Raw genomic sequence first — 21,326 nt, forward strand, 5'->3', positions numbered from 1 at the left:
GGGCTCTACATGCGCGTGCTCGGAATCAATGCGATCTTTCACGACCCGGCCGCCGCGCTGGTGTCGGACGGCGCCGTCGTCGCGGCGGCGGAGGAGGAACGCTTCAGCCGCCGCAAGCACGGCAAGCGGCCGGTGCCGTTCTCCGGCTGGGAACCGCCGGAGAAGGCGGCCCGGTGGTGCCTGGACGAGGCCGGGCTGGAGCCCGGCGACCTCGACGCCGTCGCCTACTCCTACGATCCGGGCCTCGTCGAGCCCGGCCTCGACGGGCACGACGTCCAGTGGGAGCGGCTGCGCACCCTCTACGCGCAGCGGGCCCCGAACTTCCTGTCGACCGCGCTGCCGGGGCTCGACCCCGGGATCGTCCGGTACGTCCCGCACCATGTGGCGCACGCCGCGTCCGCCGCGCTCGCCGCACCCGCACCCGGCGACGGCGACGTCCTGGTCCTGGACGGCCGCGGCGAGTCGCACTCGCACCTGGCCGGGACGTACGAGGGCGGCGTCCTGACCACGCTGCACGCCCAGCGCCTCCCGCACTCGCTCGGGCTGATGTACGAGGACCTCACCGAGCACCTCGGCTTCCTGCGCTCCAGCGACGAGTACAAGGTCATGGCGCTGGCGTCCTATGGCGAGGCCCGCTTCCTCGGCGAACTGCGCGAGCACGTCCACGCGACCGGGGACGGCGGCTTCGCCGCCGCGGGCGTCGACTGGGGCGCGCTGGCCAAGGCCCGCCCGCCCGGCGGCGAGTGGACCCGCGACCACGCCGACCTCGCCGCGAGCGTCCAGGCCCGGCTGGAGGAGGTGCTGCTGGACCTGGCGGCCTGGCTGCACGGCCGCACCGGCTCCCGCCGGCTGATGCTCGCCGGCGGCGTCGCCCTCAACTGCGTCGCCAACTCCCGGCTCGCCGAGGCCGGGCCGTACGACGACATCTGGATCCAGCCCGCCGCGGGCGACGCCGGGACGGCCCTCGGCGCCGCGCTGCACCTGGCGCAGGCCGGGGGCGACCCGCTGACGCCCATGCCCGGCGCGGACCTCGGACGGCGGTGGGACGACCGCGAGATCGCCGAGCGTCTCGACACCGCCGGGATCCCGTACGAGCGGCCCGACGACCTGGCCGCCACGGTGGCAGGCGCCCTCGCCCGCAACGAGATCGTGGCGTGGTTCCAGGGCCGCTCCGAGTTCGGCCCGCGCGCGCTCGGGCACCGCTCCCTACTCGCCCATCCGGGTCATGAGGGCAATGTGGAGCGGCTCAACGACGTCAAGGGCCGCGAGCAGTTCCGCCCGATCGCGCCGATGGTCGCGCTCGACCACGCGCCGGAGATCTTCGACGGGCCGCTGCCGAGCCCGTACATGCTGTTCGTCCACCGGGTGCGCCCCGGCTGGCGGGACCGGATCCCCGCGGTCGTCCATGTGGACGGCACCGCCCGGATCCAGACCGTCGCCGCGGAGGACGAGCCGCTCGTGGCCCGCCTCCTGGAGGAGTTCCGCCGCCGGACCGGCCTGCCCGTCGTCATCAACACCAGCCTGAACACCGCCGGGCGCCCCATGGTCGACGACCCGCGCGACGCGCTGGAGTGCTTCGGCTCCGCCCCGGTGGACCTGCTGGCCATCGGGCCGTACGTGGTCCGCCGCCGGGAGGTGCACGCCCGATGAGCCACCCCCTGGTCGGCCATACCGTGACCGGCCATACCGTCGTCATCCCGACGATCGGCCGGGAGAGCCTGCGCGTGACGCTGGACGCGCTCCTCGCGGGCCTCGGCTCCGGGCGCGGGCACGCGCCGCACGAGATCATCGTCGTGGACGACCGCCCCGCGCCGGGCGCGCCGCTCCCCCTCCCGCCGGGCGCGCCGCCGGCCGCCGGACCGGACATCCGGGTGATCCGCTCCGGGGGACGCGGGCCCGCCGCCGCCCGGAACGCGGGCTGGCGCGCCGCCGCGACCGAGTGGGTCGCCTTCCTGGACGACGACGTCGTGCCCGATCCCGGATGGGCCGCCGGGCTGGCCGCCGACCTCGCGGACCTGACACCGGAGGCCGGCGGCTCACAGGGCCGGGTCACGGTCCCGCCGCCGGACGGCCGCCGCCCCACCGACTGGGAGCGCAACACCGCGGCGCTCGCGGACGCCGAATGGATCACCGCCGACATGGCCTACCGCCGCGCCGTCCTCGCCGAGCTCGGCGGCTTCGACGAGCGGTTCCGCCGCGCCTACCGTGAGGACGCCGACCTGGCGCTGCGGGCCATGGACGCCGGGCACGGCCTCGTCCTCGGCAGGCGGCAGGTGACGCACCCCGTCCGTCCCGCCGGCTTCTGGGCGTCGGTGCGGGCACAGGCGGGCAACGCCGACGACGTCCTCATGTGGCGGGTGCACGGCGGCTCGTGGCGGACCCGCGCCGGCGAGGGCCGCGGGCTGCTCCGCCGCCACGCGCTCACCACCGCGGCCGGCGTCCTGGCGGCGGGCCTGCCCGCGGCCGTCCCCGGGCGGCGCGGCACGGCCGCCGGCCTGATCGCCGGAGGCGCCTGGGGCGCGCTGACCGCCTGGTTCGCCTACGAGCGGATCCGGCCGGGGCCGCCCGCACCGGCCGAAATAGCGAAGATGATCGCCACGAGCGCCGTCATCCCGCCCGCCGCGGTGTGGCACCGGGTGCGGGGACTGGTCGTCCACCGGGACGCGCGGCCGTGGGCCGGCCCCTGGGTCGTGCTGTTCGACCGCGACGACACCCTCATCCGGGACGTCCCCTACAACGGCGACCCGGCGCGGGTGAAGCCGATGCCGGGCGCCCGGCGCGCCCTGGACCGGCTGCGGCGGCACGGCGTCCGGATCGGGGTCGTGTCCAACCAGTCGGGCGTGGCGAAGGGCCGCATCACCGCCGGCGACGTCCGGCGCGTCAACGCGCGCGTCGAGCGGCTCCTCGGACGCGTCGACGTGTGGGAGTTCTGCCCGCACGACGGCGGCGACGGCTGCGCATGCCGCAAACCCCGCCCCGGGATGATCGAGCGCGCGGCGCGGCGGCTCGGGGCGCCGCCGTCCGACTGCGCCGTCATCGGCGACATCGGCGGCGACGTCGAGGCCGCCGCCGCGGCCGGCGCGCGGGGGATCCTCGTCCCGACCGGGCGCACCCGGGCCGACGAGATCACGCGGGCGGCGGAGACGGCGCCGACGCTGCGGGCGGCCGTCGAACTGGTCCTCGGCGGAAGGCGGCGCCGATGAGGGTCCTCGTCTCCCGCCAGGACAACATCGGCGACGTGCTGCTCGCCGGGCCCGCCGTGCGGGCGGTCGCCGAGCACGCCGACGAGGTGGTGCTGCTGTGCGGCCCGCGCGGGCGCGCCGCCGCCGACATGCTGCCCGGCGTCGACCGCGTCATCGAATGGCGCGCCCCCTGGATCGACCCGGACCACGTGCCCGTCGAGCGGTCCGGGATCGACGCGCTCACGCGCCGGCTCAAGGGCTTCGACCGGGCCCTGATCCTGACGTCGTTCCACCAGTCGCCGCTGCCGCTCGCGCTGCTGCTGCGCCTGGCCGGGACGCCCTGGATCGGCGGCATCAGCGAGGACTACCCCGGTTCGCTGCTCGACCTGCGGCACCGGCCCGGCGAGGACATGCCCGAGCCGCTGCGGATGCTCGCCCTCGCGGAGGACGCGGGGTTCCCGGCGCCGGCCGACACCCGGCTCCGGGTCCGCGGGCCGCTGCCCGCCACCGACCACCTCACCGGAGGCCCCGGGTACGTCGTGGTGCATCCGGGGACGTCGGTCCCCGCACGCGCTTGGCCCCCCGGGCACTGCGCCGAGGCCGTCCGGCTGCTGGACGCGGCGGGCCACCGCGTCGTCGTCACCGGGCACGGGGACGAGAAGGAGCTGACCGCGTCCGTCGCCGGGGAGGACGGCCTCGACCTCGGCGGCCGCACGACGCTGCCGGAACTGGCGTCCGTGCTGGAAGGGGCATGCGCCGTCGTCGCCGGAAACACCGGCCCCGCGCACCTGGCGGCGGCCGTCGGCACACCGGTCGTGTCGCTGTTCGCGCCGACCGTGCCGGCGGCCCGGTGGGCGCCGTTCGGCGTCCCGATGGCGCTGCTGGGCGACCAGGGGGCGCCGTGCAAGGACAGCCGCGCCCGCGAATGCCCCGTCGGCGGGCACCCCTGCCTGGCGTCGGTCAGCGCCGACGAGGTCGCCGCGGCAGTGGAGATCGTGAGGTCCGAGGAGGAGGTGCCCGCCCGGTGAGAGTCCTGATGTGGCACGTGCACGGATCGTGGGCGACGTCGTTCGTCCACGGCCCGCAGACCACCCTCGTCCCCGTCCTTCCCGGCCGGGGACCGGACGGGAAGGGGCGGCCCGACACGTTCCACTGGCCGGACCGCGCGGCCGAGGTCGCGCCGGAGCGGCTGCGCGACGAGGACGTGGACGTCGTCGTCCTGCAGCGCCCCCACGAGCTGCGGCTCGCCGAGGAATGGCTCGGGCGCCGCCCCGGCCGCGACGTCCCCGCCGTCTACGTCGAGCACGACACGCCCCGCCGCACGCCGTCCGACGCCGGCCTCCCCGAAGAGGTCGTCCCCGACAGCCGCCACTTCCTGCACGACCGCTCCGACATCCCGGTCGTGCACGTCACCCACTTCAACCGGCTGTTCTGGAACTGCGGCCGCGCCCCCGCCACCGTCATCGAGCACGGCGTCGTCGACCCCGGCTACCGGTACTCCGCCGACATGCCGCGCGCCGGCGTGGTCATCAACGACCCGCTGCGCCGCGGGCGCGTCGCCGGCACCGACCTGCTCCCCGAACTGGCGGCGGCCGTCCCCCTCGACCTGTTCGGCATGAACGTCACCGGCGTCCCCGGCCGGCTCGGCATCGCCCCCGAATCCCTCTGGACCTTCGAGGACCTGCCGCAGGCGAGGATGCACGGGGAACTCGCCCGCCGCCGCGTCTACGTCCACCCCTACCGGTGGACCTCGCTGGGCCTCGCACTGATCGAGGCCATGATGCTCGGCCTGCCGGTGGTGGCGCTCGCCACCACCGAGGCGGTCGAGGCGGTGCCGCCGGAGGCCGGGGTGCTGTCCACCCGCGTGGCCGCGCTGGCCGGCGCCGCGCGGTCCCTGGCCGCGGACCCGCCGCGTGCGCGCCAGATGGGCAAGGAGGCGCGGGCCTACGCCGTCGAACGCTACGGCCTGCCGCGGTTCCTGCGCGACTGGCGGCGAACTCTCCAGGAGGTAACGCGATGAAGATAGCCATGATCTCCGAGCACGCCAGCCCCCTGGCCGCCAGGTGCGGCCCCGCGGAGAAGGGACTGGGCGGGGCCGACGGCGGCGGGCAGAACGTGTTCGTCGCGGAACTGGCCGCCGAACTCGGCCGGCAGGGCCACTACGTCACCGTCTACACGCGGCGGGACGCCCCCGCCCTGCCCGACCGGGTGCGGTTCGCGCCCGGCGTGACCGTCGAGCACGTCCCGGCGGGACCGGCCGAGCGGATCGCCAAGGACGATCTGCTGCCCTGGATGCACGACTTCGGGCGCCACCTCGAGCGGCGCTGGGCCGCCGACCCGCCCGACGTCGCGCACGCCCACTTCTGGATGAGCGGCCTCGCGGCGATCCAGGCCGCGCAGCCGCGCGGGTCGCGGCGCGTGCCGGTGGTGCAGACCTTCCACGCGCTCGGCACCGTGAAACGCCGCCACCAGGGCGACAAGGACACCAGCCCGGCCTCCCGGGTGCGGCTGGAACGCGCCATCGGGCGCGCCGCCGACACCGTGATCGCCACCTGCTCCGACGAGACCGCCGAGCTGACCGCGATGGGCGTCCCCGGCGACCGCGTCCGGGTCGTCCCGTGCGGGGTCGACCTGAGCCTGTTCGCCCCCGGCGGCGGCCCGCCCGCCGGCCCTCACCGGCTCGTGGTGCTGTCCCGGCTCGTCGAACGCAAGGGCGTCGACACCGCCATCAGGGCGCTCGCGCACCTGCCCGGCGCCGAGCTGGCCGTCGCCGGCGGGCCGCCGCGCGGCGACCTCGGCGGCGACGCCGAGGTGCGCAGGCTGCGGAGGGCGGCACGGGACGCGGGCGTCGCCGGCCGCGTCGAGTTCCTCGGCCGGCTCGGCCGCGACGAGGTGCCCCCGCTGCTGCGGTCGGCGAGCCTCGTGCTCACCCTGCCCTGGTACGAGCCGTTCGGCATGGTGCCGCTGGAGGCGATGGCGTGCGGCGTGCCCGTGGTGGCGAGCGCCGTCGGCGGGCACCTCGACACGGTCGTGGACGGCGTCACCGGGACGCTCGTCCGGCCGCGCGACCCGGAGGCCGCCGCCGCGGCGGTCCGGGCGCTGCTGGACGACCCCGCGAAGCGCGCCGCGATGGGGATCGCGGGCAGCGGCCGGGCACGCGACCGCTACTCGTGGGCCCGCGTCGCCGCCGACACCGCCGGCGTCTACCAGCGCGCGGCCGCCCTGAGCGAGGTGGCGGCATGACGGCCGGCACCACCGGGGCCGCCTCCCGGACCAGGACGGCGACGGCGCAGGACCGGCGGCTGGAGGCGCTCGCCGAGGCCGCGCTGCGGTTCCGCGAGCACGTCCCCACGATCGGGACGTGGGGCCGCCGCCTGGCCGGCGTGCTGCGCGGCGGCGGGCGGCTGCTGGCGTGCGGCAACGGGGGAAGCGCCGCCGAGGCGCAGCACCTGACCGCCGAGCTCGTCGGCCGGTTCGAGGACGAGCGGCGCCCGCTGTCGGCGATCCCGCTGCACTGCGACACCTCGTCGGTGACCGCGATCGGCAACGACTACGGGCCGGTCAACATGTTCGCGCGGCAGGTGCAGGCGCACGGCCGGCCCGGCGACGTGCTGATGTGCCTGTCGACCAGCGGCCGCAGCCCCAACGTGGTCGCGGCGGCGCACCGGGCCCGGCATCTCGGCATCACCGCGTGGGCGATCACCGGCCCCGGGCCGAACGCCCTCGCCGGCGCGTGCGACGACGCGATCACCGTCGAGGCCGCCGCCACCTCGACCGTCCAGGAGATCCACCTCGCCGCGATCCACCTGCTGTGCGGGGTGATCGACGATGTCCTGGGGGTGAGACCATGACCGCCCCGCTGGTGGTCGTCGGCGACGTCCTGCTCGACATCGACATCGTCGGCAGCAGCAGCCGGCTCTGCCCGGACGCGCCCGTCCCCGTCGTCGAGCAGGCCGAGGAGCTGCCCCGGCCCGGCGGCGCGGGCCTGGCGGCGCTGCTGGCGGCCGCCGCCGGACGCGACGTGGTGCTGGTCACCGCGCTCGCCGACGACGAACCCGGCAGGCGGCTGCGCGCGATGCTGGAGAAGCACGTGGAGGTCGCCGCGTTCCATCTGCACGGCGGCACCCCCTGCAAGCTGCGCATCCGGTCCGGCGGGCAGTCGGTGGCGCGGCTCGACGCCGGGGAGGGGCAGGCCCTCGACGGGCCCGTCGGCCCGCGCGTCGCCGACGCGATCGCCGGGGCGGGCGCCGTGCTGGTCGCCGACTACGGGCGCGGCGTCACCCGGCACCGCGCCGTCCGGTCCCTGCTCGGCGGGCTGCCCGCGGGCGTCCCCGTCGTGTGGGACCCGCATCCGCGCGGCGAGCCGCCCGTCCCCGGCGTCCGGCTGCTCACCCCGAACGCACAGGAGGCCGCCCGGCTCGCCGCCGCCGACGGCGCCGAGATCACCGGGTCCGGGCTGTCGGCCGCCGGGCGGTGCGGCCGCCACCTCGGCCGCGCCTGGGGCATCGAGGGCGTCGCGGTCACCCTCGGCGCGGAGGGCGCGCTGCTCTGCGACGGGTCGGAGGCGCCGTTCCTCGCGCCGGCGCGGCCCGCCCGGGGCGACTCGTGCGGCGCGGGCGACAGCTTCGCCGCCGGCGCCGCGGGCGTCCTCGCCGACGGCGGGACCCTCACCGGCGCCGTCACCGAAGGCGTCCGCCACGCGTCGGAGTTCGTCCGCGCGGGCGCCGCCGCGGCCCTCGCGACGCAGCTCGCCGAGACCGGCACGGCCCGGCTCGTCCCCGAGCGCGGCGAGGACGCCTGGGACGTCGTCGAGCGGACGCGGCGGGCGGGCGGGACGGTCGTGGCGACCGGCGGCTGCTTCGACCTCCTCCACGCGGGCCACGTCAGCATGCTGCAGCAGGCGCGGCGGCTCGGCGACTGCCTGATCGTCTGCGTCAACTCCGACGCGTCCGTGCGGCGCCGCAAGGGGCCGACGCGTCCCGTCACGCCCGCCGCCGACCGCGTCCGGGTGCTGGAGGCGCTCAGCGACGTCGACGCCGCGGTGGTGTTCGACGACGACACCCCGGCCCCGCTGCTGGAACGGCTCCGCCCGGACGTCTGGGTGAAGGGCGCCGACTACGCCGGGACCACGCTGCCCGAGGCCGAGACGGTCCGGGCCCACGACGGCGAGGTGGTCCTGCTGCCCCTCCTTGAGGGGCGCTCCACCACCCGCCTGCTGTCGACCACGAAGGGAAACGCATCATGAACGTCCTCATCACCGGAGGCGCCTCGGGACTCGGCGCGGCCGTCGCGCGGAAGGTCGCCGACGACGGGGGACGCCCCCTCGTCCTCGACCGGCATCCGCCGAAGGACGATTTCCAGCACATGCAGGCCGATCTCGCCGACCGCAGATGCGCCGAGCGCGCCGTGCACGGCCTGGCCCGCGCCGCCGGCGGGCTGAACGCCGTCGTCACCGCCGCCGGCATCGACGCCTGCGGGACGCTGTGCGAGGTTCCCGCCGAGGACTGGGAGCGGGTCGTCCAGGTGAACCTGCTGGGCACCGCCGCCGTCGTCCGCGCCGCACTCCCCTACCTGGAGAACGAGCCCCATGGACGCGTCGTGACCGTCGCGTCCACGCTCGGGTTCCGGGCGGTGAGCGACGCCACCGCGTACTGCGCGTCGAAGTTCGGCGTCGTCGGTTTCACCCGGGCGCTCGCCGCCGAGATGGCCGGGCGGGTCGCCGTCACCATGGTCGTGCCCGGCGGCATGGACACCGCGTTCTTCGACGACCGCTCCGAGCAGTACAGGCCGGGCCCGGACGCCAAGCTGAACCGGCCCGAGGACGTGGCGGCGACCGTCGCGTTCGCGCTCTCCCAGCCCGCCGGGTGCGAGGTGCGGGAACTCGTCGTCTGCCCCTCGCAGGAACCGTCGTGGCCGTGACGGTGCGACCGGCGGCCCAGCGGATCCTGGTGCTGCGCGCCCTCGGCCTCGGGGACCTGCTGACCGGCGTCCCGGCGCTGCGGGCCCTGCGGCGCGGGGCGCCCGGCGCGCGGATCGCGCTCGCCGCCCCGGCGCCGCTCGGCTTCCTCGCCCGCGCCACGGGCGCGGTCGACGACGTCCTTCCCTCGGAGGGCCTTGCCCCGCTGCCGCCCGCGGGCCCGGTGGACGTGGCGGTCAACCTGCACGGCCGCGGCCCGCAGAGCCACCGGCTCCTCACCGGAACGCGTCCGGGCCGCCTCCTCGCGTTCGCCTGCGCCGGGGCGGGCCACGCCGCCGGTCCGGACTGGGACCCGGGCGAGCACGAGGTGGCGCGCTGGTGCCGGTTCGTGTCGGCGTACGGGTTCGACGCCGACCCCGCCGACCTGGACCTGGACCCGCCCGCGGTCCCGTCGCCGGCGCCGGGCGCCGCCGTCGTCCATCCGGGCGCGGCGTTCCCGGCGCGCCGCTGGCCCGCCGACCGGTTCGCGGCCGTCGCGGCGGCGCTGCGGGACGGCGGCGAACGCGTCGTCGTCACCGGCGGCCCCGCGGAGACGGCGATCGCGCGCCGCGTCGCCGAACTCGCCGGGCTGGACGAGCGGGCCGACCTGTCCGGCCGCACCCGCCTCCCGGAACTGGCCGCGCTCATCGCGGGCGCGCGGCTGGTGGTGTGCGGGGACACCGGCGTCGCGCATCTCGCGACGGCGTTCCGGACCCCGTCGGTCCTGCTGTTCGGCCCGACGCCGCCCGGCCGGTGGGGGCCGCCCGACCGCGCCGAGCACCGGGTCCTGTGGGCCGGGCGGCACGGCGACCCGCACGGCCGCGAACCGCATCCCGGCCTGCTGGAGATCTCCGCCGGGCAGGCGGTCGAGGCCGCCGGCCGGGTGCTCACCCGCAACCGCTGAAGGGGGACATGATGAGACATCCACGCGCCGTCGTCACCGGAGGATCCGGATTCCTCGGCTCGCACCTGTGCGAGGCGCTGCTGGCCCGGGGGATCTCGGTGGTGTGCCTGGACAACCTGCTGACCGGCACGTCCCGCAACATCGCGCACCTGACCGGGCGGCGCGACTTCCGGTTCCTGAGACGCGACCTCACCGAGCCGGTCAGCGTCCCCGGCGACGTCGGCTACGTCTTCCACCTGGCCTCGGCGGCGTCCCCGGCCGACTATCTGCGGCTGCCGATCCAGACCCTGGAGGTCGGCAGCCAGGGCACCCGCAACGCGCTCGAGCTCGCCGAGGCCAAGGACGCGCGCTTCGTGCTCGCCTCCACGTCCGAGGTGTACGGCGACCCGCTCGTGCATCCGCAGCCCGAGTCGTACTGGGGCAACGTGAACCCGGTCGGGCCGCGCAGCGTGTACGACGAGGCCAAGCGGTTCGGCGAGGCGCTGACGTCGGCGTTCCGGCACTCCCGCGGCCTCGGCACCGCGATCGTGCGGATCTTCAACACCTACGGGCCGCGGATGCGGCCCGACGACGGCCGGGCCATCCCGACGTTCCTGCGGCAGGCGCTCACCGGCGAGGACCTCACGGTGACGGGGGACGGCTCCCAGACCCGCTCGATCTGCCACGTGGACGACACCGTTCGGGGCATCATCGCCCTCGCCCTCTCCGGCCATCCGGGGCCGGTCAACATCGGCAGCCCGTACGAGGTGTCCATGGCCGGCCTCGCGGAGCTGATCATCGACCTGACCGGGTCCCCGTCCCGGATCCGCTTCGTCGACCGGCCGGTCGACGACCCGCACGTCCGGCGGCCCGACACCGCGCTCGCCGAGGAGGCGCTCGGCTGGCGTCCCCGGATCTCCGTCGAGGACGGCCTGCGCACCACGATCGAGTGGTTCGCCCGGGAGCTCATGGTCGCCCGCCCCGCCTGACCGGACCCGGCCGGGTCTGCGCGGCCGGGACGAGGGCACCTCGCGGCCGCGCACGCCCCGGCGGCGCACGCGTCCACGCCGCCCAGGCCGCGCACGCCCCGGCCCAGGCCGCGCCACACCCCGGGGACCGGGGCGCCCGTTCAGCCGTTCGTTCAGCCGTTGTGGCCTGCCGCCACCAGGTTTCTGAGGTCGGCGGGGAGGCTGTGGCGCACCTTGTCCGTGACCGCGCCCTGGGTGGCCTCGTCGGTCACCTCCAGCACGACCCGCGCCAGGTACGCGGACCGTGGCTCGTCGGCCCCGGACCTGACCGCGATCCGCTCGATGAAGTCGTGCCGGTCGAACCGCTCGCCGCTGCCCGCGCCGCCGTAGATCTCCGTCCGGCGCAGATGCTCGCCGATCTCGTGCGGCAGCTGCGCCGCGAGGTTGTCGGCGAGCCCCTCCGGGATCCGTTCGCCGAGCGTCTCCAGGACGGCGCGTGTCGCCCGTTCCGCCTCACCGTGACCGGAGAGGCGGGCGCGGGCCTGGACCTGTCCGATGAACTCCTCGTGCCGCATGACGGACGCTCCTTCCTACGTCTGAAATGCAGAAATGCCCGAAATGGACGGTCCTTAACGTGCGCCGAGCACGTCCATCAGCTCGCCGATCACGGCTCCGCCGGCGGGCAGGGCGCAGGCGCGCCCGGTCCCTTCGGGCGACAGGCACCACTCCCACCACCCGTCCAGCTCCCGCGGGTCCAGCAGCGGCCCATCCCGCTCCGGATCCTCCCGCCCCCGCCCCGCCCGCTCCGGGACGGTGACGACGGCCGGCCACGACCACGCCCGTGCCTGCGCGGTCACCTTCGCGCCGCCGCCCACCGGGTCCACGGCCAGCGCGGGAACCCCGTTCTTCAGGGCCAGGACGAGGCCGTGCAGCCGGGTCGTGACGACCAGGTCGAGCCTGCGCAGTGCCGACTCCAGCTCCGCCGCCGTCGTGCACAGGCGCCAGTCGCGCGGATCGAGGCGCGTGTCGAGGGGCAGCCGGGCGCATTCGCGGGCGGCGAGCCACTCCGTGAGCTCCCGCTCGATCCGGTCGTGCCGCCGCCGCGTCCCGTACTCGGCCTGCCCCGGCGCCAGCACGACCCCGGCGACGGGCACCGGCGGGGTCGCCGGCAGCGCCGCCAGGTCGCGCCGCGGCGCCGCCGAGGGCGTGTCGCGCGCGAGGACGGCGTCGAACCCGGTGACCGCCGGGTCGTCCGGATCGATGACCGACACCCCGACGGCGACGCGGGTACAGCTTTCGTACCGGCGGTGCAGTTCCTCGATCTGCCTGCCGTGCAGCGGCCCGCAGGCGAACACGAGGTGGGTGTAGCGGCCCGGGTCGGCCCGGCCGAGGTCCAGCCCGCCCGGCCGGAAGACCGGGCTCCACGCGAGGTCGCACGGGACCCCGCGGCCGGCCAGCGCCCCCCGCACCGCCTCCATCGCCAGCACATCGCCCGCCGTGGCCTCGCCGTGCAGGAAACTCGGCCATCCGGTCACCAGGACACGCATCCGCCGGCCGCCTTCCGCGATCTCGATCCTCGCCCGGCGCCTTTCCGGGACGGGAAGGCACTGCCCGTGCCGTGACACTTGAGACACTTACCGGTTTACCGAAACGACCGGATGGGCAGAGTCAGTTCGCGGCCCACTCGCGAGCTCGGAGCCAGGTGCTCGGATCTGCGAGCCTGGGCCGCACCAGCGTTCAGGCGGCCTTCCCCCGCCCGCTACCCCCCTGCGGCGCCGTCAACCGCCGGCGAACCGGGCGGCCGCCATGCCGCAGTAGGCCGCGCCGAGCCCCGCGGCGACACTGCCGGCGGCGTTGAGCAGCGCCTGGAGGCGCGCTCCGCCCTCGGCCAGCCGGACGGTCTCGTAGCCGAACGTGGAATACGTGCTCAGGGCGCCGCAGAAGCCCGTCCCCGCGAAGGCCGTCACACCGCCGCCGACGGGGACGGCCGCCAGGAAGCCCAGGAGGAACGACCCCGCGACGTTGACGGTCAGCGTCCCCCAGGGGAACACCGAATCGTGCCGGGCCTGCACGGCGCGGTCGGCCAGGTAGCGCAGCGGCGCGCCGAGCGCGGCGCCCAGCGCGACCAGCAGAACGGTCACGCGCCGCCCTCCCCGGCACGGCGCCTGGTCAGCGACCGGGCGGCCAGCACCCCGGTGAGGACGGCGGCGAGCGCGGCGGCCGGCGTCGCCGCGAGGTACACGAGCGCCACCCGCGGTTCCCCGCCGTCAACGGTCCGCTGGAAATCGACGGCGAAGGTCGAGAACGTGGTGAAGCCTCCGAGCACCCCGGCCCCGAGGAACGGCCGCACCAGCGGGTTCACCCGCCACGTCTCGGTGATGAGCACCATCAGCACCCCGATCACCAGGCAGCCGGAGACGTTGATCCAGAAGACGACCCAGGGGAACTCCCCCGGCCCGTACGGGAACGCGCCACTCAGCCCGTACCGCGCCAGCGCCCCGGTGACGCCGCCCGCCGAGACGGCACCGAGCGTCGCCCACGGCGCACGCCGCAGCTCGTCGCGCTGCTCCGCCACATGAAGATCGACATCGGGATCGACGGCACCATCGCGCACCCGCGAGAGTCTACCGGCGCCCCCGTCAGGGTTCGGGGCGGGCGACCCGGCCGCGCCAGCCACCGGTCTGGACGCCCCGGGCCTCGATGAAGGTCTTGAAACGCTGCAGGTCGCCCTTGACCCGGCGGCCGAGGGCGCCGAGCCTGTCACCGGCCCTCTCGGCGAGGCCCTCCGGGTCGATCTCCATCTGGGCGGTGACGCGCGTGGTGGTCTCGTCCAGCCGGTGGAAGGTCACCACCCCGGCGTGCGTCGGCCCCTCCAGGGACTTCCAGGCCACGCGCTCGTCGGGCAGCTGCTCGGTGATCCTCGCGTCGAACTCGCGGGTGACGCCGGCGATTCGCGTCCTCCAGCGGACGGTGGTGTCGTCGAGCTGGCGGATCTCCTCGACACCGTCCATGAACTGCGGGAACGTCTCGAACTGCGTCCACTGGTCATAGGCGGTGCGGATCGGGACGGTGACGTTGACCGACTCGGTGATCGTGCTCACGGCTCCCCCTCAGTGCGTCACCGGGGCGGTACCCGGGGGAGCGTCCTTTATCCGGGGGACGGGTCGGCGGCGCGGCGCCCGGCAGGCCCGATCCCCCACGCGGGCGGGCATTTCAGTGTGATCAGCCGATTGCCGGGTACTGGGCGGGGACCGAGCGATCGCCCCCTGCCTTTGCCGGCCTCTTCGGAAGGGAGACGACCCGCATGACGTCGGCGCAGTCCACCACCACCCGGTTCAACGACGGACAAGCCGAGACCCTGCTGGCGGAGATGAACCGGCTCCCGGAGGACGATCCCCGGCGAGAACGGCTCCGGGCGCGCATCGTCGACATGCACGCCGCCCTCGTCCGCGGCGTGGCCCGCCGGTACGCCAACCGCGGGGAACCCATCGACGACCTCCAGCAGGTCGCCTACCTGGGGCTGGTCAAGGCCATCAACCGGTTCGACCCCGGCATCGGCGACCGGTTCGTCACCTACGCCTACCCGGTGGTGACCGGGGAGGTGAAGCGGCACTTCCGCGACAAGACGTGGGGAATCCGGGTGTCGCGCCGCATCCAGGAGCTGCGTCCGGTCCTGCAGCGCACCATGCAGGAGTACACCCGCGAGCACGGCCGCTCCCCCACCACGGCGGAGGTCTCCGCGCTCATGGGCATCACCGAGGAGGAGACCGTCGAGGTCATCATCGCCTGCGACGCCTACCGCCCGCTGTCCCTGGAGGCGCCCGCCGACGGCTCGCCGAGCGGCGACAGCGGCACGGTCGGCGAGTACCTCGGGGCGGACGACCCGGCGCTCGACAGCTTCATCGACGGCCACGCGCTCGGCCCGCTGATCGACGAACTGCCCGAACGCGAGCGGACGATCCTGCTGCTGCGGTTCTTCGGCAACAAGACGCAGACGCAGATCGCCGAGCAGATCGGCCTGTCCCAGATGCACGTCTCGCGGCTGCTCCGCGCCACCCTGGACCGGCTCCGCGCCGGGCTGCTGGCGGAACGGTGACGGGACGGCTCCCGACGGTCCCGGTCAGGGCCTGGGAAGGGCGCACGCACCGTCCAGTACGACGTCGTTGCCCTTGCCGAGGCAGCGGGCGAGCAGGTACGTCTGCTGCCCGTAGTTGATGCCGTGGCGGACGGTGATCTCGCCGTCCGGGCCGACCTCGCACGGGTTGTTGAGCGTGCAGCGCTCCCCGTCCTCGTTGCCGGTGTTGTTGACCCCGACGACGCGGCGCGTCCCCACGTCGATGATCGGGGAGCCGGACGTGCCGCCGATGGTGTCGCACTCGGGCGTGTACCGGATGGAGTTCTTCCAGGTCCAGCCCGCCTCGCGCAGCCGGTGGACGGTGTCGTCGATCTTGCAGCCGTAGATCTTCTTCCAGTAGCCCGACACGACCCGGATCTCGGTGCCGTCGTGCGGCCTGGCCGGCGACAGGCGCAGCGCCGGGATGCCGTACCGCCGCTGGATGTCGGCGTAGGTGGCGCCGAGCCGGTAGACCGTCACGTCGGTGTCGGTCATCGTGGCGTACTCGACCTTGGTGGCCCGCAGGGAACCCAGTTCCTTCTTCCCCGTCCGGTCGAGGAGCGTGAACGTCCGCGACGACGCCTGGTCCACGATGACCTCGCCGGCCTCGGGCATGCCCGTCTCCAGGCAGTGGCCGTTCGTCAGGACCAGCGCCGCGTCGGTGTCGCGGGACCGCGGCCCGCGCACGAGGGACCCCGAGCAGTTGCTGAGCGCGACGATGCCGGTGAAGTCGACCTCCGCCCTGGGCTTGTGCGGGGCGGGCGCCGCCGGGCCGGCGGGCGCGGCCTGCGCCGCACCGGCGCCGGCGAGGGCGAGGGTCGCGGCGCCGGTGACGGCGGCGAGGGCTGCTGCGGCGAGGCGTCGTCCTGTCATGGGGATCCTCTCGGGCGGGGCCGGTGGCGGGGCACCGGCCGGTGACGGCGCTGTCCGGCCGGATGCTAGATCATCTCCGCCCGCGAAAGAAGGGGGCCCGCCGCCTGGTTTCCCTCAGTCCACGTCCACCCAGCCGTAGGTGCGTTCGACGGCCTTCTTCCAGCCGGCGTAGCCGGTTCGGCGTTGTTCGTCGGTCCAGGTGGGGTTCCAGCGGCGGTCTTCGTTCCAGTTCTGGCGGAGTTCGTCGGTGGTGTTCCAGAAGCCGGTGGCCAGGCCGGCGGCGTAGGCGGCGCCCAGTGCGGTGGTTTCGGCGACGACGGGGCGGGAGACGGGGACGCCGAGGATGTCGGCCTGCATCTGCATGCACAGTTCGTTGGCGGTGACGCCGCCGTCGACTTTGAGGACGTCCAGGGTGACGCCGGAGTCCTCGCGCATGGCTTCGACGACGTCGCGGGATTGGTAGCAGATGGATTCGAGGGTGGCGCGGGCGAGGTGGGCGTTGGTGTTGAAGCGTGAGAGTCCGACGATGGCGCCGCGGGCGTCCGAGCGCCAGTAGGGGGCGAACAGGCCGGAGAAGGCGGGGACGAAGTAGACGCCGCCGTTGTCGTCGACCTGGCGGGCCAGGGCTTCGCTCTGGGCGGCGCCGGAGATGATGCCGAGCTGGTCGCGCAGCCATTGCACCGCCGACCCCGTCACCGCGATCGACCCCTCCAGCGCGTACACGGGAGCATGGTCACCGAACTTGTAGCAGACGGTGGTGAGCATCCCCGCCTTCGACCTGACCAGCTCCTCACCGGTGTTGAGCAGGAGGAAGTTGCCGGTGCCGTAGGTGTTCTTGGCCTCGCCGGGCGCGAAGCACACCTGCCCGACCGTCGCGGCCTGCTGGTCGCCGAGGATCCCCGTGAGCGGGACCTCGCCGCCGAGCGGGCCGTCCGCGCGGGTCGTCCCGTACGGCTCGGGCGCGGAGGACGGCTTGATCTGCGGCAGCATCCGGCGCGGGATGCCGAAGAACGACAGCAGCTGGTCGTCCCAGTCGAGGGTCTCCAGGTCCATGAGCATGGTGCGGCTGGCGTTGGTCGGGTCGGTGACGTGCACGCCGCCGTCCGTCCCGCCCGTGAGGTTCCACAGCACCCACGTGTCGATGTTGCCGAAGATCGCGTCGCCGTTCTCGGCGGCCTCGCGGACGCCCTCGACGTTCTCCAGGATCCACTGGACCTTGCCGCCCGAGAAGTACGTCGCGGGCGGCAGGCCGGCGCGGTGCCGGATCGTCTCGCCCCTGCCGTCCCGTTCGAGCGCGGAGGCGATGCGGTCGGTGCGGGTGTCCTGCCAGACGATCGCGTTGTAGTACGGGCGGCCGGTCCGCCTGTTCCACACCACCGTCGTCTCGCGCTGGTTGGTGATGCCCAACGCGGCCAGATCGGTGTGGTCCAGGTTCGCCCGGTGCATCGCGGACTGGATGACGGCGCGGGTCCGTTCCCAGATCTCGGTGGGGTTGTGCTCCACCCAGCCCGCCTGCGGCAGGATCTGCTCGTGTTCGAGCTGATGGCGGGCGACCTCGTTGCCGCCGTGATCGAAGATCATGAAGCGGGTGCTCGTGGTGCCCTGGTCGAGCGCTCCGACGAAGTCGGCCATGCGTGGGTTCTCCCTTCAACCGGCGGGGCGGCCCCGTCAGGAAACGTCGTACTCCGGCTTGGGCTCGGTGACCTCGGTGCCCTCCTCCTCGTCGGGGATGTTGCGCCCGACGAGCAGGATGTAGAGACCGGCGCCGATCACGGCGCCGATGACCGGTGCGACGATCGGCACCCAGAAGTACAGGTTCCCGTACTGGTCGTCCCATGGGGTCTCGTAGCCCGTGAGGAACTGGACCAGCCGCGGACCGAGGTCGCGGGCCGGGTTGATCGCGTACCCGGCGGCGGAGCCGAACGCCATCCCGATCGCCACCACGATGAGCCCGATGATGAGCGGCGCCATGTTGGCCAGCGGCGGCGCGTTGCGCAGGTCGGTGAGGGCCAGCACGAGGAACAGCAGGATCGCGGTGCCGATCACCTGGTCCCTGAACGCCCCCCAGGTCCCGATCGGCAGGGTCCCGTTGCCGGGCATGGTGGAGAAGACGATGTGCGTCTTGTCCGTCAGGCCGGGGTCGAACTTCTGCAGGATCTCGCTGTAGTTCCACCGGACGATGAGCGCGCCGACGAAGGCCCCGAGCGTCTGGGCGATGGAGTACGGGAGCACCTTGCGCCAGGGGAAGCCCTTGAAGACCGCGAGGGCGACCGTGACGGCGGGATTGATGTGCCCGCCGCTGATGCGGGCGGACACGTACACGCCCAGCGTCACGCCGATGCCCCAGGCCCAGGCGATGCTGTCGTGGTCGCCGAGGCTCTGGGGGTCTCCGAGCCCGCTCCCCGCGATGACCTGGGCGACGACGCCCACGCCGAACAGGATCAGGATCATCGTGCCGGCGAACTCCGCGGCCATCTCCCTGGCGAGCTCGGGGACCTTCGGCCCTCGCGTCATCTCTCCTCCTCAGGGGTGTGTGACGTAAGGCACAGTCGCCGCGAACGTATGTTCGTCGGACAAAACGGGTCAACCACCACATGATGACAATGTCGGCACTCTGTACGGTCCATCACCACCCCCGGCGGAACGATCGCGAGCGTGATCTTCCCCAGGGAATACGCCCTTACACCGTCCGCTCGGCCCACCGTCCTCCAACCCCCGCCCGCCACCGTTCAAAGGACGAGCTCCGCTCGGCCCACCGTCCTCCAGCCCCCGCCCGCCATCATCCGGTCGGCGAGGTCCGCTTGAGGATCGTCAGTGGCCTCGGAACGCCTCCTCCAGCCACCAGGCCGGCCGGGCACGGGTGACCTTGGCGTCCACGACCATCGGGCGGTCGCGCGGGCCCGCCAGCCAGTCGGCCACCGCCGCCAGGTCCTCGCGCCGCCGGACGGTCGCAGACGCGCAGCCGAAACCGCGGCCGATCGCGGCCAGATCCGCCGGCGGGAACGTGACCGTGTCGAGCGGGTGCCCGCCCGGGCCGAAGTGGTGCACCTCCGCCCCGTACGCCTCGTCGTCGTAGACGACCACGAGCAGGCCCAGCGCGAGCCGGACGGCGGTCTCCAGCTCCGCGACCGACATCAGCGCGCCGCCGTCGCCGAGCGCGGCGACGGTCAGCCGGTCGGGACGGGCCACCGCCGCGCCGATCGCGGTGGCGAGGCCGAGCCCGATCGACTGGAACGCCTGGGTGAACACGAGCGCGTCCGCGTCGGGAACGTCCAGGAACATCGCCGGGTAGCCCATGAAATTGCCGGAGTCGACGGCGACGGTGCGTTCGCCCGGCAGCATCCCGTCCAGGGCGATGGACAGTGTCCGCGGGTCGATCCGCGGCCCGTCGGCGCCGTCCTTGCCGTCGCGGTGCTCCTCGTAGGGGACGTCCTGCCAGCGTCCCTCCCGCGCGAGCCGTTCGGCCACCTCCGGTGTGCGGTAGCCGGAGGCGGCGTGGCCGCGCGCGTCCAGCTCGGCGGTGACGGCCCGCGCGGTCTCGGCGGCGTCGCCGATGAGGCCGAGGTCGACGGGATGGTGCGCGCCGAGCGCCCGGGCGTCCACGTCGACCTGCACGACCTTCGCGCCCCGGGCGATGAGGGCGCCGTGCCGGGTCGTCCACATGTTCAGCGAGCAGCCCCAGCCGACGACCAGGTCGGCGCCGCGGATCAGGTCGGCGGCGGCGGGGGTGGCGAAACCGCCGCTGACATCGAGGGCGAACGGGTCACCGGCGAACAGGCCGCGCGCGACGGCGGACGTCGCGGGCAGCGCACCGCAGCGCCCGGCCAGCTCGGCGAGGGCCTCGCGGGCCGCCGACAGCCGCGCGCCCCGCCCGGCGATGAACACCGGCCGCTCCGCGGCCTGCAGCGCGTCGGCCAGCCGGGCGATCGCGGCCGGCGGCGGCACCGGCAGCGGCGCCACCCTCGGCCGCTCCCCGGCGGGCGGGCGCTCCTCGGCGCGGTCCGGATGCTCGGCCGCCTGGATGTCCAGCGGCAGGCCGAGCAGCACCGTCCGGCGCTCGGCGACCGCCGTGCGGCACGCGCGGGCCACGTCGGCCAGCGCCGTCCGCGGGGAGTGGACCCGCTCGGGGACGGCCCCGACCGCCGCGGCGATGGCCGCCTGGTCGACGCGGAAGTTGGAGCGGACCGCGGCCGCGGCCACCTCGCCCGCGACCACCAGCAGCGGAGTGCGGCTCTTGGCCGCCTCGGCGATGCCGGTGACCGCGTTGGTGAGGCCGGGCCCCTGGTGGAGCGACACCACGCCGAGGCCGCCGCTCACCCGCGCGTACGCGTCGGCCATCGTGGCGGCCCCGGCCTCGTGCCGCGCGGCGACGAACCGGGCGCCGTTCGCGACGAGCGCGTTGGTGACGTGGAAGTTGCCGCTGCCGACGACCCCGAAGACGGTGTCGGCGCCGAGCCGCGTGAGCGCCTCCCCCACGGCCTCCGCGACGTTCATCCTTCGATCAGCGCGAGCACGCGGGCGGGGCTGCCCGAGCCGCCGACGATCGGCAGCGGCGAGGCGAGCAGCACGGCGCCGCGGGCGGGGAGCCGGTCGAGGTTCTGCAGCTGGGTGAGCCCGTACTTGCCGGCGCCGAGGAAGTAGGAGTGGCACGGGAACGGCGGGTCGAAGGCGTGGGCGCCGCCCGCGTCGGTGCCGACGGTCTCCACGCCGAGCCCGATGACGGGGGTCTCCTCGGCGAGCCACCGCGCGCACTCGGCCGAGATCCCCGGCGTGTGCGGGCCGTTCTCGTCGGCGTTGAGGAAGGTGTCCTGGTCGCCGGACCGCGCGTCCCAGCCCGTCCGGTAGAGGAGCCAGCCGCCGTCCGGGAGCGGCCCGTGCGTCTTCTCCCAGTCGCGGACGTGATCGATCTCCAGCAGGAAGTCGGGGTCGCCGGCGGCCCGCACGGACGCGTCCAGCACGACGGCCGGGGCGACCAGCCTGCCGGGCGGCACCTGCGAGACGTCCTCGCCGTCGCGGCCGGAGGCCCAGTGCACGGGCGCGTCGAAGTGGGTGCCGACGTGCTCGCCGGTGACGATGTCGTTCCAGTACCAGGCGGGCCCGCGGTCGTCGTACCGGCTGATCTCCTCCAGCCGGAACGGGACGGTGTTGGCGAACGGCTCCGGCAGCCGGAGGATCGGCGTCCGCTCCGACAGCGGAGCGGTCAGGTCGACGATCTCCACCGAGCCGTCGGCGACGGCGGTGAGCAACTGGTTGAGCACGGACATCGGTCCTCCGGCGGCGCGGGGGCGGCTGACGGTCGCGGGGTGTCATGAACGTATCGCAGATGCGCCTGTTCGGAGGGTCACCCCGG

21 protein-coding genes are annotated in these 21,326 nt (G+C 74.9%); 11 read left to right on the forward strand and 10 right to left on the reverse strand.

Annotated elements, in window-relative coordinates:
* Positions 1 to 9: 9 nt before the first annotated feature.
* From ACGFK0_RS19985 to ACGFK0_RS20030, 10 genes are read left to right on the forward strand one after another with little or no spacing between them, the layout of a single operon-like run.
* Complete coding sequence (locus tag ACGFK0_RS19985; protein ID WP_392906676.1) at positions 10 to 1,650, forward strand: carbamoyltransferase; 1,641 nt, start codon at positions 10 to 12, stop codon at positions 1,648 to 1,650.
* Positions 1,647 to 3,203, forward strand: a complete 1,557-nt coding sequence (locus ACGFK0_RS19990; protein WP_392906677.1) for an HAD-IIIA family hydrolase — start codon at positions 1,647 to 1,649, stop codon at positions 3,201 to 3,203. The genes ACGFK0_RS19985 and ACGFK0_RS19990 overlap by 4 nt, the downstream gene beginning before the upstream one ends.
* A complete protein-coding gene (locus ACGFK0_RS19995) occupies positions 3,200 to 4,210 on the forward strand; it encodes a glycosyltransferase family 9 protein (protein WP_392906679.1) in 1,011 nt (336 codons plus the stop codon). The genes ACGFK0_RS19990 and ACGFK0_RS19995 overlap by 4 nt, the downstream gene beginning before the upstream one ends.
* The gene (locus ACGFK0_RS20000) at positions 4,207 to 5,202 is read left to right on the forward strand and encodes a glycosyltransferase family 4 protein (RefSeq protein ID WP_392906681.1); all 996 of its coding nucleotides are present in this window, start codon (positions 4,207 to 4,209) and stop codon (positions 5,200 to 5,202) included. The genes ACGFK0_RS19995 and ACGFK0_RS20000 overlap by 4 nt, the downstream gene beginning before the upstream one ends.
* Complete coding sequence (locus ACGFK0_RS20005) at positions 5,199 to 6,425, forward strand: glycosyltransferase (RefSeq protein WP_392906682.1); 1,227 nt, start codon at positions 5,199 to 5,201, stop codon at positions 6,423 to 6,425. The genes ACGFK0_RS20000 and ACGFK0_RS20005 overlap by 4 nt, the downstream gene beginning before the upstream one ends.
* Positions 6,422 to 7,033, forward strand: a complete 612-nt coding sequence (locus tag ACGFK0_RS20010) for an SIS domain-containing protein (protein WP_392906683.1) — start codon at positions 6,422 to 6,424, stop codon at positions 7,031 to 7,033. The genes ACGFK0_RS20005 and ACGFK0_RS20010 overlap by 4 nt, the downstream gene beginning before the upstream one ends.
* Positions 7,030 to 8,427 (forward strand): PfkB family carbohydrate kinase, encoded by a 1,398-nt coding sequence (locus tag ACGFK0_RS20015; protein WP_392906685.1) that lies wholly within the window; start codon positions 7,030 to 7,032, stop codon positions 8,425 to 8,427. The genes ACGFK0_RS20010 and ACGFK0_RS20015 overlap by 4 nt, the downstream gene beginning before the upstream one ends.
* Positions 8,424 to 9,101: an SDR family oxidoreductase gene (locus ACGFK0_RS20020; protein WP_392906686.1), complete on the forward strand. Its 678-nt coding sequence runs from the start codon at positions 8,424 to 8,426 to the stop codon at positions 9,099 to 9,101. The genes ACGFK0_RS20015 and ACGFK0_RS20020 overlap by 4 nt, the downstream gene beginning before the upstream one ends.
* Complete coding sequence (locus ACGFK0_RS20025) at positions 9,098 to 10,042, forward strand: glycosyltransferase family 9 protein (RefSeq protein WP_392906687.1); 945 nt, start codon at positions 9,098 to 9,100, stop codon at positions 10,040 to 10,042. Before ACGFK0_RS20020 ends, ACGFK0_RS20025 begins: the two co-directional genes overlap by 4 nt.
* Before the next feature lie 11 nt (positions 10,043 to 10,053).
* Positions 10,054 to 11,010 (forward strand): NAD-dependent epimerase/dehydratase family protein, encoded by a 957-nt coding sequence (locus ACGFK0_RS20030; RefSeq protein ID WP_392906953.1) that lies wholly within the window; start codon positions 10,054 to 10,056, stop codon positions 11,008 to 11,010.
* 152 nt (positions 11,011 to 11,162) lie between these two features.
* Here ACGFK0_RS20030 and ACGFK0_RS20035 read toward each other — a convergent pair whose 3' ends face one another.
* The 5 genes from ACGFK0_RS20035 to ACGFK0_RS20055 all read right to left on the reverse strand — a co-directional run bounded on the left by ACGFK0_RS20035 (position 11,163) and on the right by ACGFK0_RS20055 (position 14,090).
* Positions 11,163 to 11,564, reverse strand: coding sequence for a DUF2267 domain-containing protein (locus ACGFK0_RS20035; protein WP_392906689.1), 402 nt, complete (start codon positions 11,562 to 11,564; stop codon positions 11,163 to 11,165).
* A 54-nt stretch (positions 11,565 to 11,618) separates the two neighbouring features.
* Positions 11,619 to 12,536, reverse strand: coding sequence for a polysaccharide pyruvyl transferase family protein (locus ACGFK0_RS20040; protein WP_392906691.1), 918 nt, complete (start codon positions 12,534 to 12,536; stop codon positions 11,619 to 11,621).
* A 231-nt stretch (positions 12,537 to 12,767) separates the two neighbouring features.
* A complete protein-coding gene (locus ACGFK0_RS20045; protein WP_392906693.1) occupies positions 12,768 to 13,130 on the reverse strand; it encodes a fluoride efflux transporter FluC in 363 nt (120 codons plus the stop codon).
* A complete protein-coding gene (locus ACGFK0_RS20050; RefSeq protein ID WP_392906694.1) occupies positions 13,127 to 13,603 on the reverse strand; it encodes a fluoride efflux transporter FluC in 477 nt (158 codons plus the stop codon). Before ACGFK0_RS20050 ends, ACGFK0_RS20045 begins: the two co-directional genes overlap by 4 nt.
* A gap of 25 nt (positions 13,604 to 13,628) precedes the next feature.
* A complete protein-coding gene (locus tag ACGFK0_RS20055; protein ID WP_392906695.1) occupies positions 13,629 to 14,090 on the reverse strand; it encodes an SRPBCC family protein in 462 nt (153 codons plus the stop codon).
* Positions 14,091 to 14,293: 203 nt separating this feature from the next.
* On the opposite strand from ACGFK0_RS20055, the gene ACGFK0_RS20060 reads away from it, so the two are divergent.
* The gene (locus ACGFK0_RS20060) at positions 14,294 to 15,085 is read left to right on the forward strand and encodes a SigB/SigF/SigG family RNA polymerase sigma factor (RefSeq protein ID WP_392906696.1); all 792 of its coding nucleotides are present in this window, start codon (positions 14,294 to 14,296) and stop codon (positions 15,083 to 15,085) included.
* Between the two features lie 24 nt (positions 15,086 to 15,109).
* On the opposite strand, the gene ACGFK0_RS20065 is transcribed toward ACGFK0_RS20060, so the two are convergent.
* The 5 genes from ACGFK0_RS20065 to ACGFK0_RS20085 form a co-directional block, all read right to left on the reverse strand.
* Positions 15,110 to 15,976 carry a trypsin-like serine peptidase gene (locus tag ACGFK0_RS20065; RefSeq protein ID WP_392906697.1) on the reverse strand — a complete coding sequence of 289 codons (867 nt, stop codon included), beginning with the start codon at positions 15,974 to 15,976 and terminating at the stop codon, positions 15,110 to 15,112.
* Between the two features lie 114 nt (positions 15,977 to 16,090).
* Positions 16,091 to 17,608, reverse strand: coding sequence for a glycerol kinase GlpK (gene glpK / locus ACGFK0_RS20070; RefSeq protein WP_392906698.1), 1,518 nt, complete (start codon positions 17,606 to 17,608; stop codon positions 16,091 to 16,093).
* Positions 17,609 to 17,644: 36 nt separating this feature from the next.
* Positions 17,645 to 18,490, reverse strand: coding sequence for an MIP/aquaporin family protein (locus ACGFK0_RS20075; RefSeq protein WP_392906699.1), 846 nt, complete (start codon positions 18,488 to 18,490; stop codon positions 17,645 to 17,647).
* 297 nt (positions 18,491 to 18,787) lie between these two features.
* Positions 18,788 to 20,470 (reverse strand): thiamine pyrophosphate-binding protein, encoded by a 1,683-nt coding sequence (locus ACGFK0_RS20080; RefSeq protein ID WP_392906700.1) that lies wholly within the window; start codon positions 20,468 to 20,470, stop codon positions 18,788 to 18,790.
* The gene (locus ACGFK0_RS20085) at positions 20,467 to 21,240 is read right to left on the reverse strand and encodes a cyclase family protein (protein ID WP_392906702.1); all 774 of its coding nucleotides are present in this window, start codon (positions 21,238 to 21,240) and stop codon (positions 20,467 to 20,469) included. The genes ACGFK0_RS20080 and ACGFK0_RS20085 overlap by 4 nt, the downstream gene beginning before the upstream one ends.
* Positions 21,241 to 21,326: the final 86 nt, after the last annotated feature.

The organism is Spirillospora sp. NPDC048823 (assembly GCF_043198445.1).
Lineage (GTDB): Bacteria > Actinomycetota > Actinomycetes > Streptosporangiales > Streptosporangiaceae > Spirillospora.

Coding starts and splice junctions, on each gene's coding strand:
- ACGFK0_RS19985 (WP_392906676.1), top strand. CDS start 10: ATGCGCGTGCTCGGAATCAATGCGATCTTTCACGACCCGGCCGCCGCG.
- ACGFK0_RS19990 (WP_392906677.1), top strand. CDS start 1,647: ATGAGCCACCCCCTGGTCGGCCATACCGTGACCGGCCATACCGTCGTC.
- ACGFK0_RS19995 (WP_392906679.1), top strand. CDS start 3,200: ATGAGGGTCCTCGTCTCCCGCCAGGACAACATCGGCGACGTGCTGCTC.
- ACGFK0_RS20005 (WP_392906682.1), top strand. CDS start 5,199: ATGAAGATAGCCATGATCTCCGAGCACGCCAGCCCCCTGGCCGCCAGG.
- ACGFK0_RS20010 (WP_392906683.1), top strand. CDS start 6,422: ATGACGGCCGGCACCACCGGGGCCGCCTCCCGGACCAGGACGGCGACG.
- ACGFK0_RS20015 (WP_392906685.1), top strand. CDS start 7,030: ATGACCGCCCCGCTGGTGGTCGTCGGCGACGTCCTGCTCGACATCGAC.
- ACGFK0_RS20020 (WP_392906686.1), top strand. CDS start 8,424: ATGAACGTCCTCATCACCGGAGGCGCCTCGGGACTCGGCGCGGCCGTC.
- ACGFK0_RS20030 (WP_392906953.1), top strand. CDS start 10,054: ATGAGACATCCACGCGCCGTCGTCACCGGAGGATCCGGATTCCTCGGC.
- ACGFK0_RS20035 (WP_392906689.1), bottom strand. CDS start 11,564: ATGCGGCACGAGGAGTTCATCGGACAGGTCCAGGCCCGCGCCCGCCTC.
- ACGFK0_RS20040 (WP_392906691.1), bottom strand. CDS start 12,536: ATGCGTGTCCTGGTGACCGGATGGCCGAGTTTCCTGCACGGCGAGGCC.
- ACGFK0_RS20060 (WP_392906696.1), top strand. CDS start 14,294: ATGACGTCGGCGCAGTCCACCACCACCCGGTTCAACGACGGACAAGCC.
- ACGFK0_RS20065 (WP_392906697.1), bottom strand. CDS start 15,976: ATGACAGGACGACGCCTCGCCGCAGCAGCCCTCGCCGCCGTCACCGGC.
- glpK (WP_392906698.1), bottom strand. CDS start 17,608: ATGGCCGACTTCGTCGGAGCGCTCGACCAGGGCACCACGAGCACCCGC.
- ACGFK0_RS20075 (WP_392906699.1), bottom strand. CDS start 18,490: ATGACGCGAGGGCCGAAGGTCCCCGAGCTCGCCAGGGAGATGGCCGCG.
- ACGFK0_RS20080 (WP_392906700.1), bottom strand. CDS start 20,470: ATGAACGTCGCGGAGGCCGTGGGGGAGGCGCTCACGCGGCTCGGCGCC.
- ACGFK0_RS20085 (WP_392906702.1), bottom strand. CDS start 21,240: ATGTCCGTGCTCAACCAGTTGCTCACCGCCGTCGCCGACGGCTCGGTG.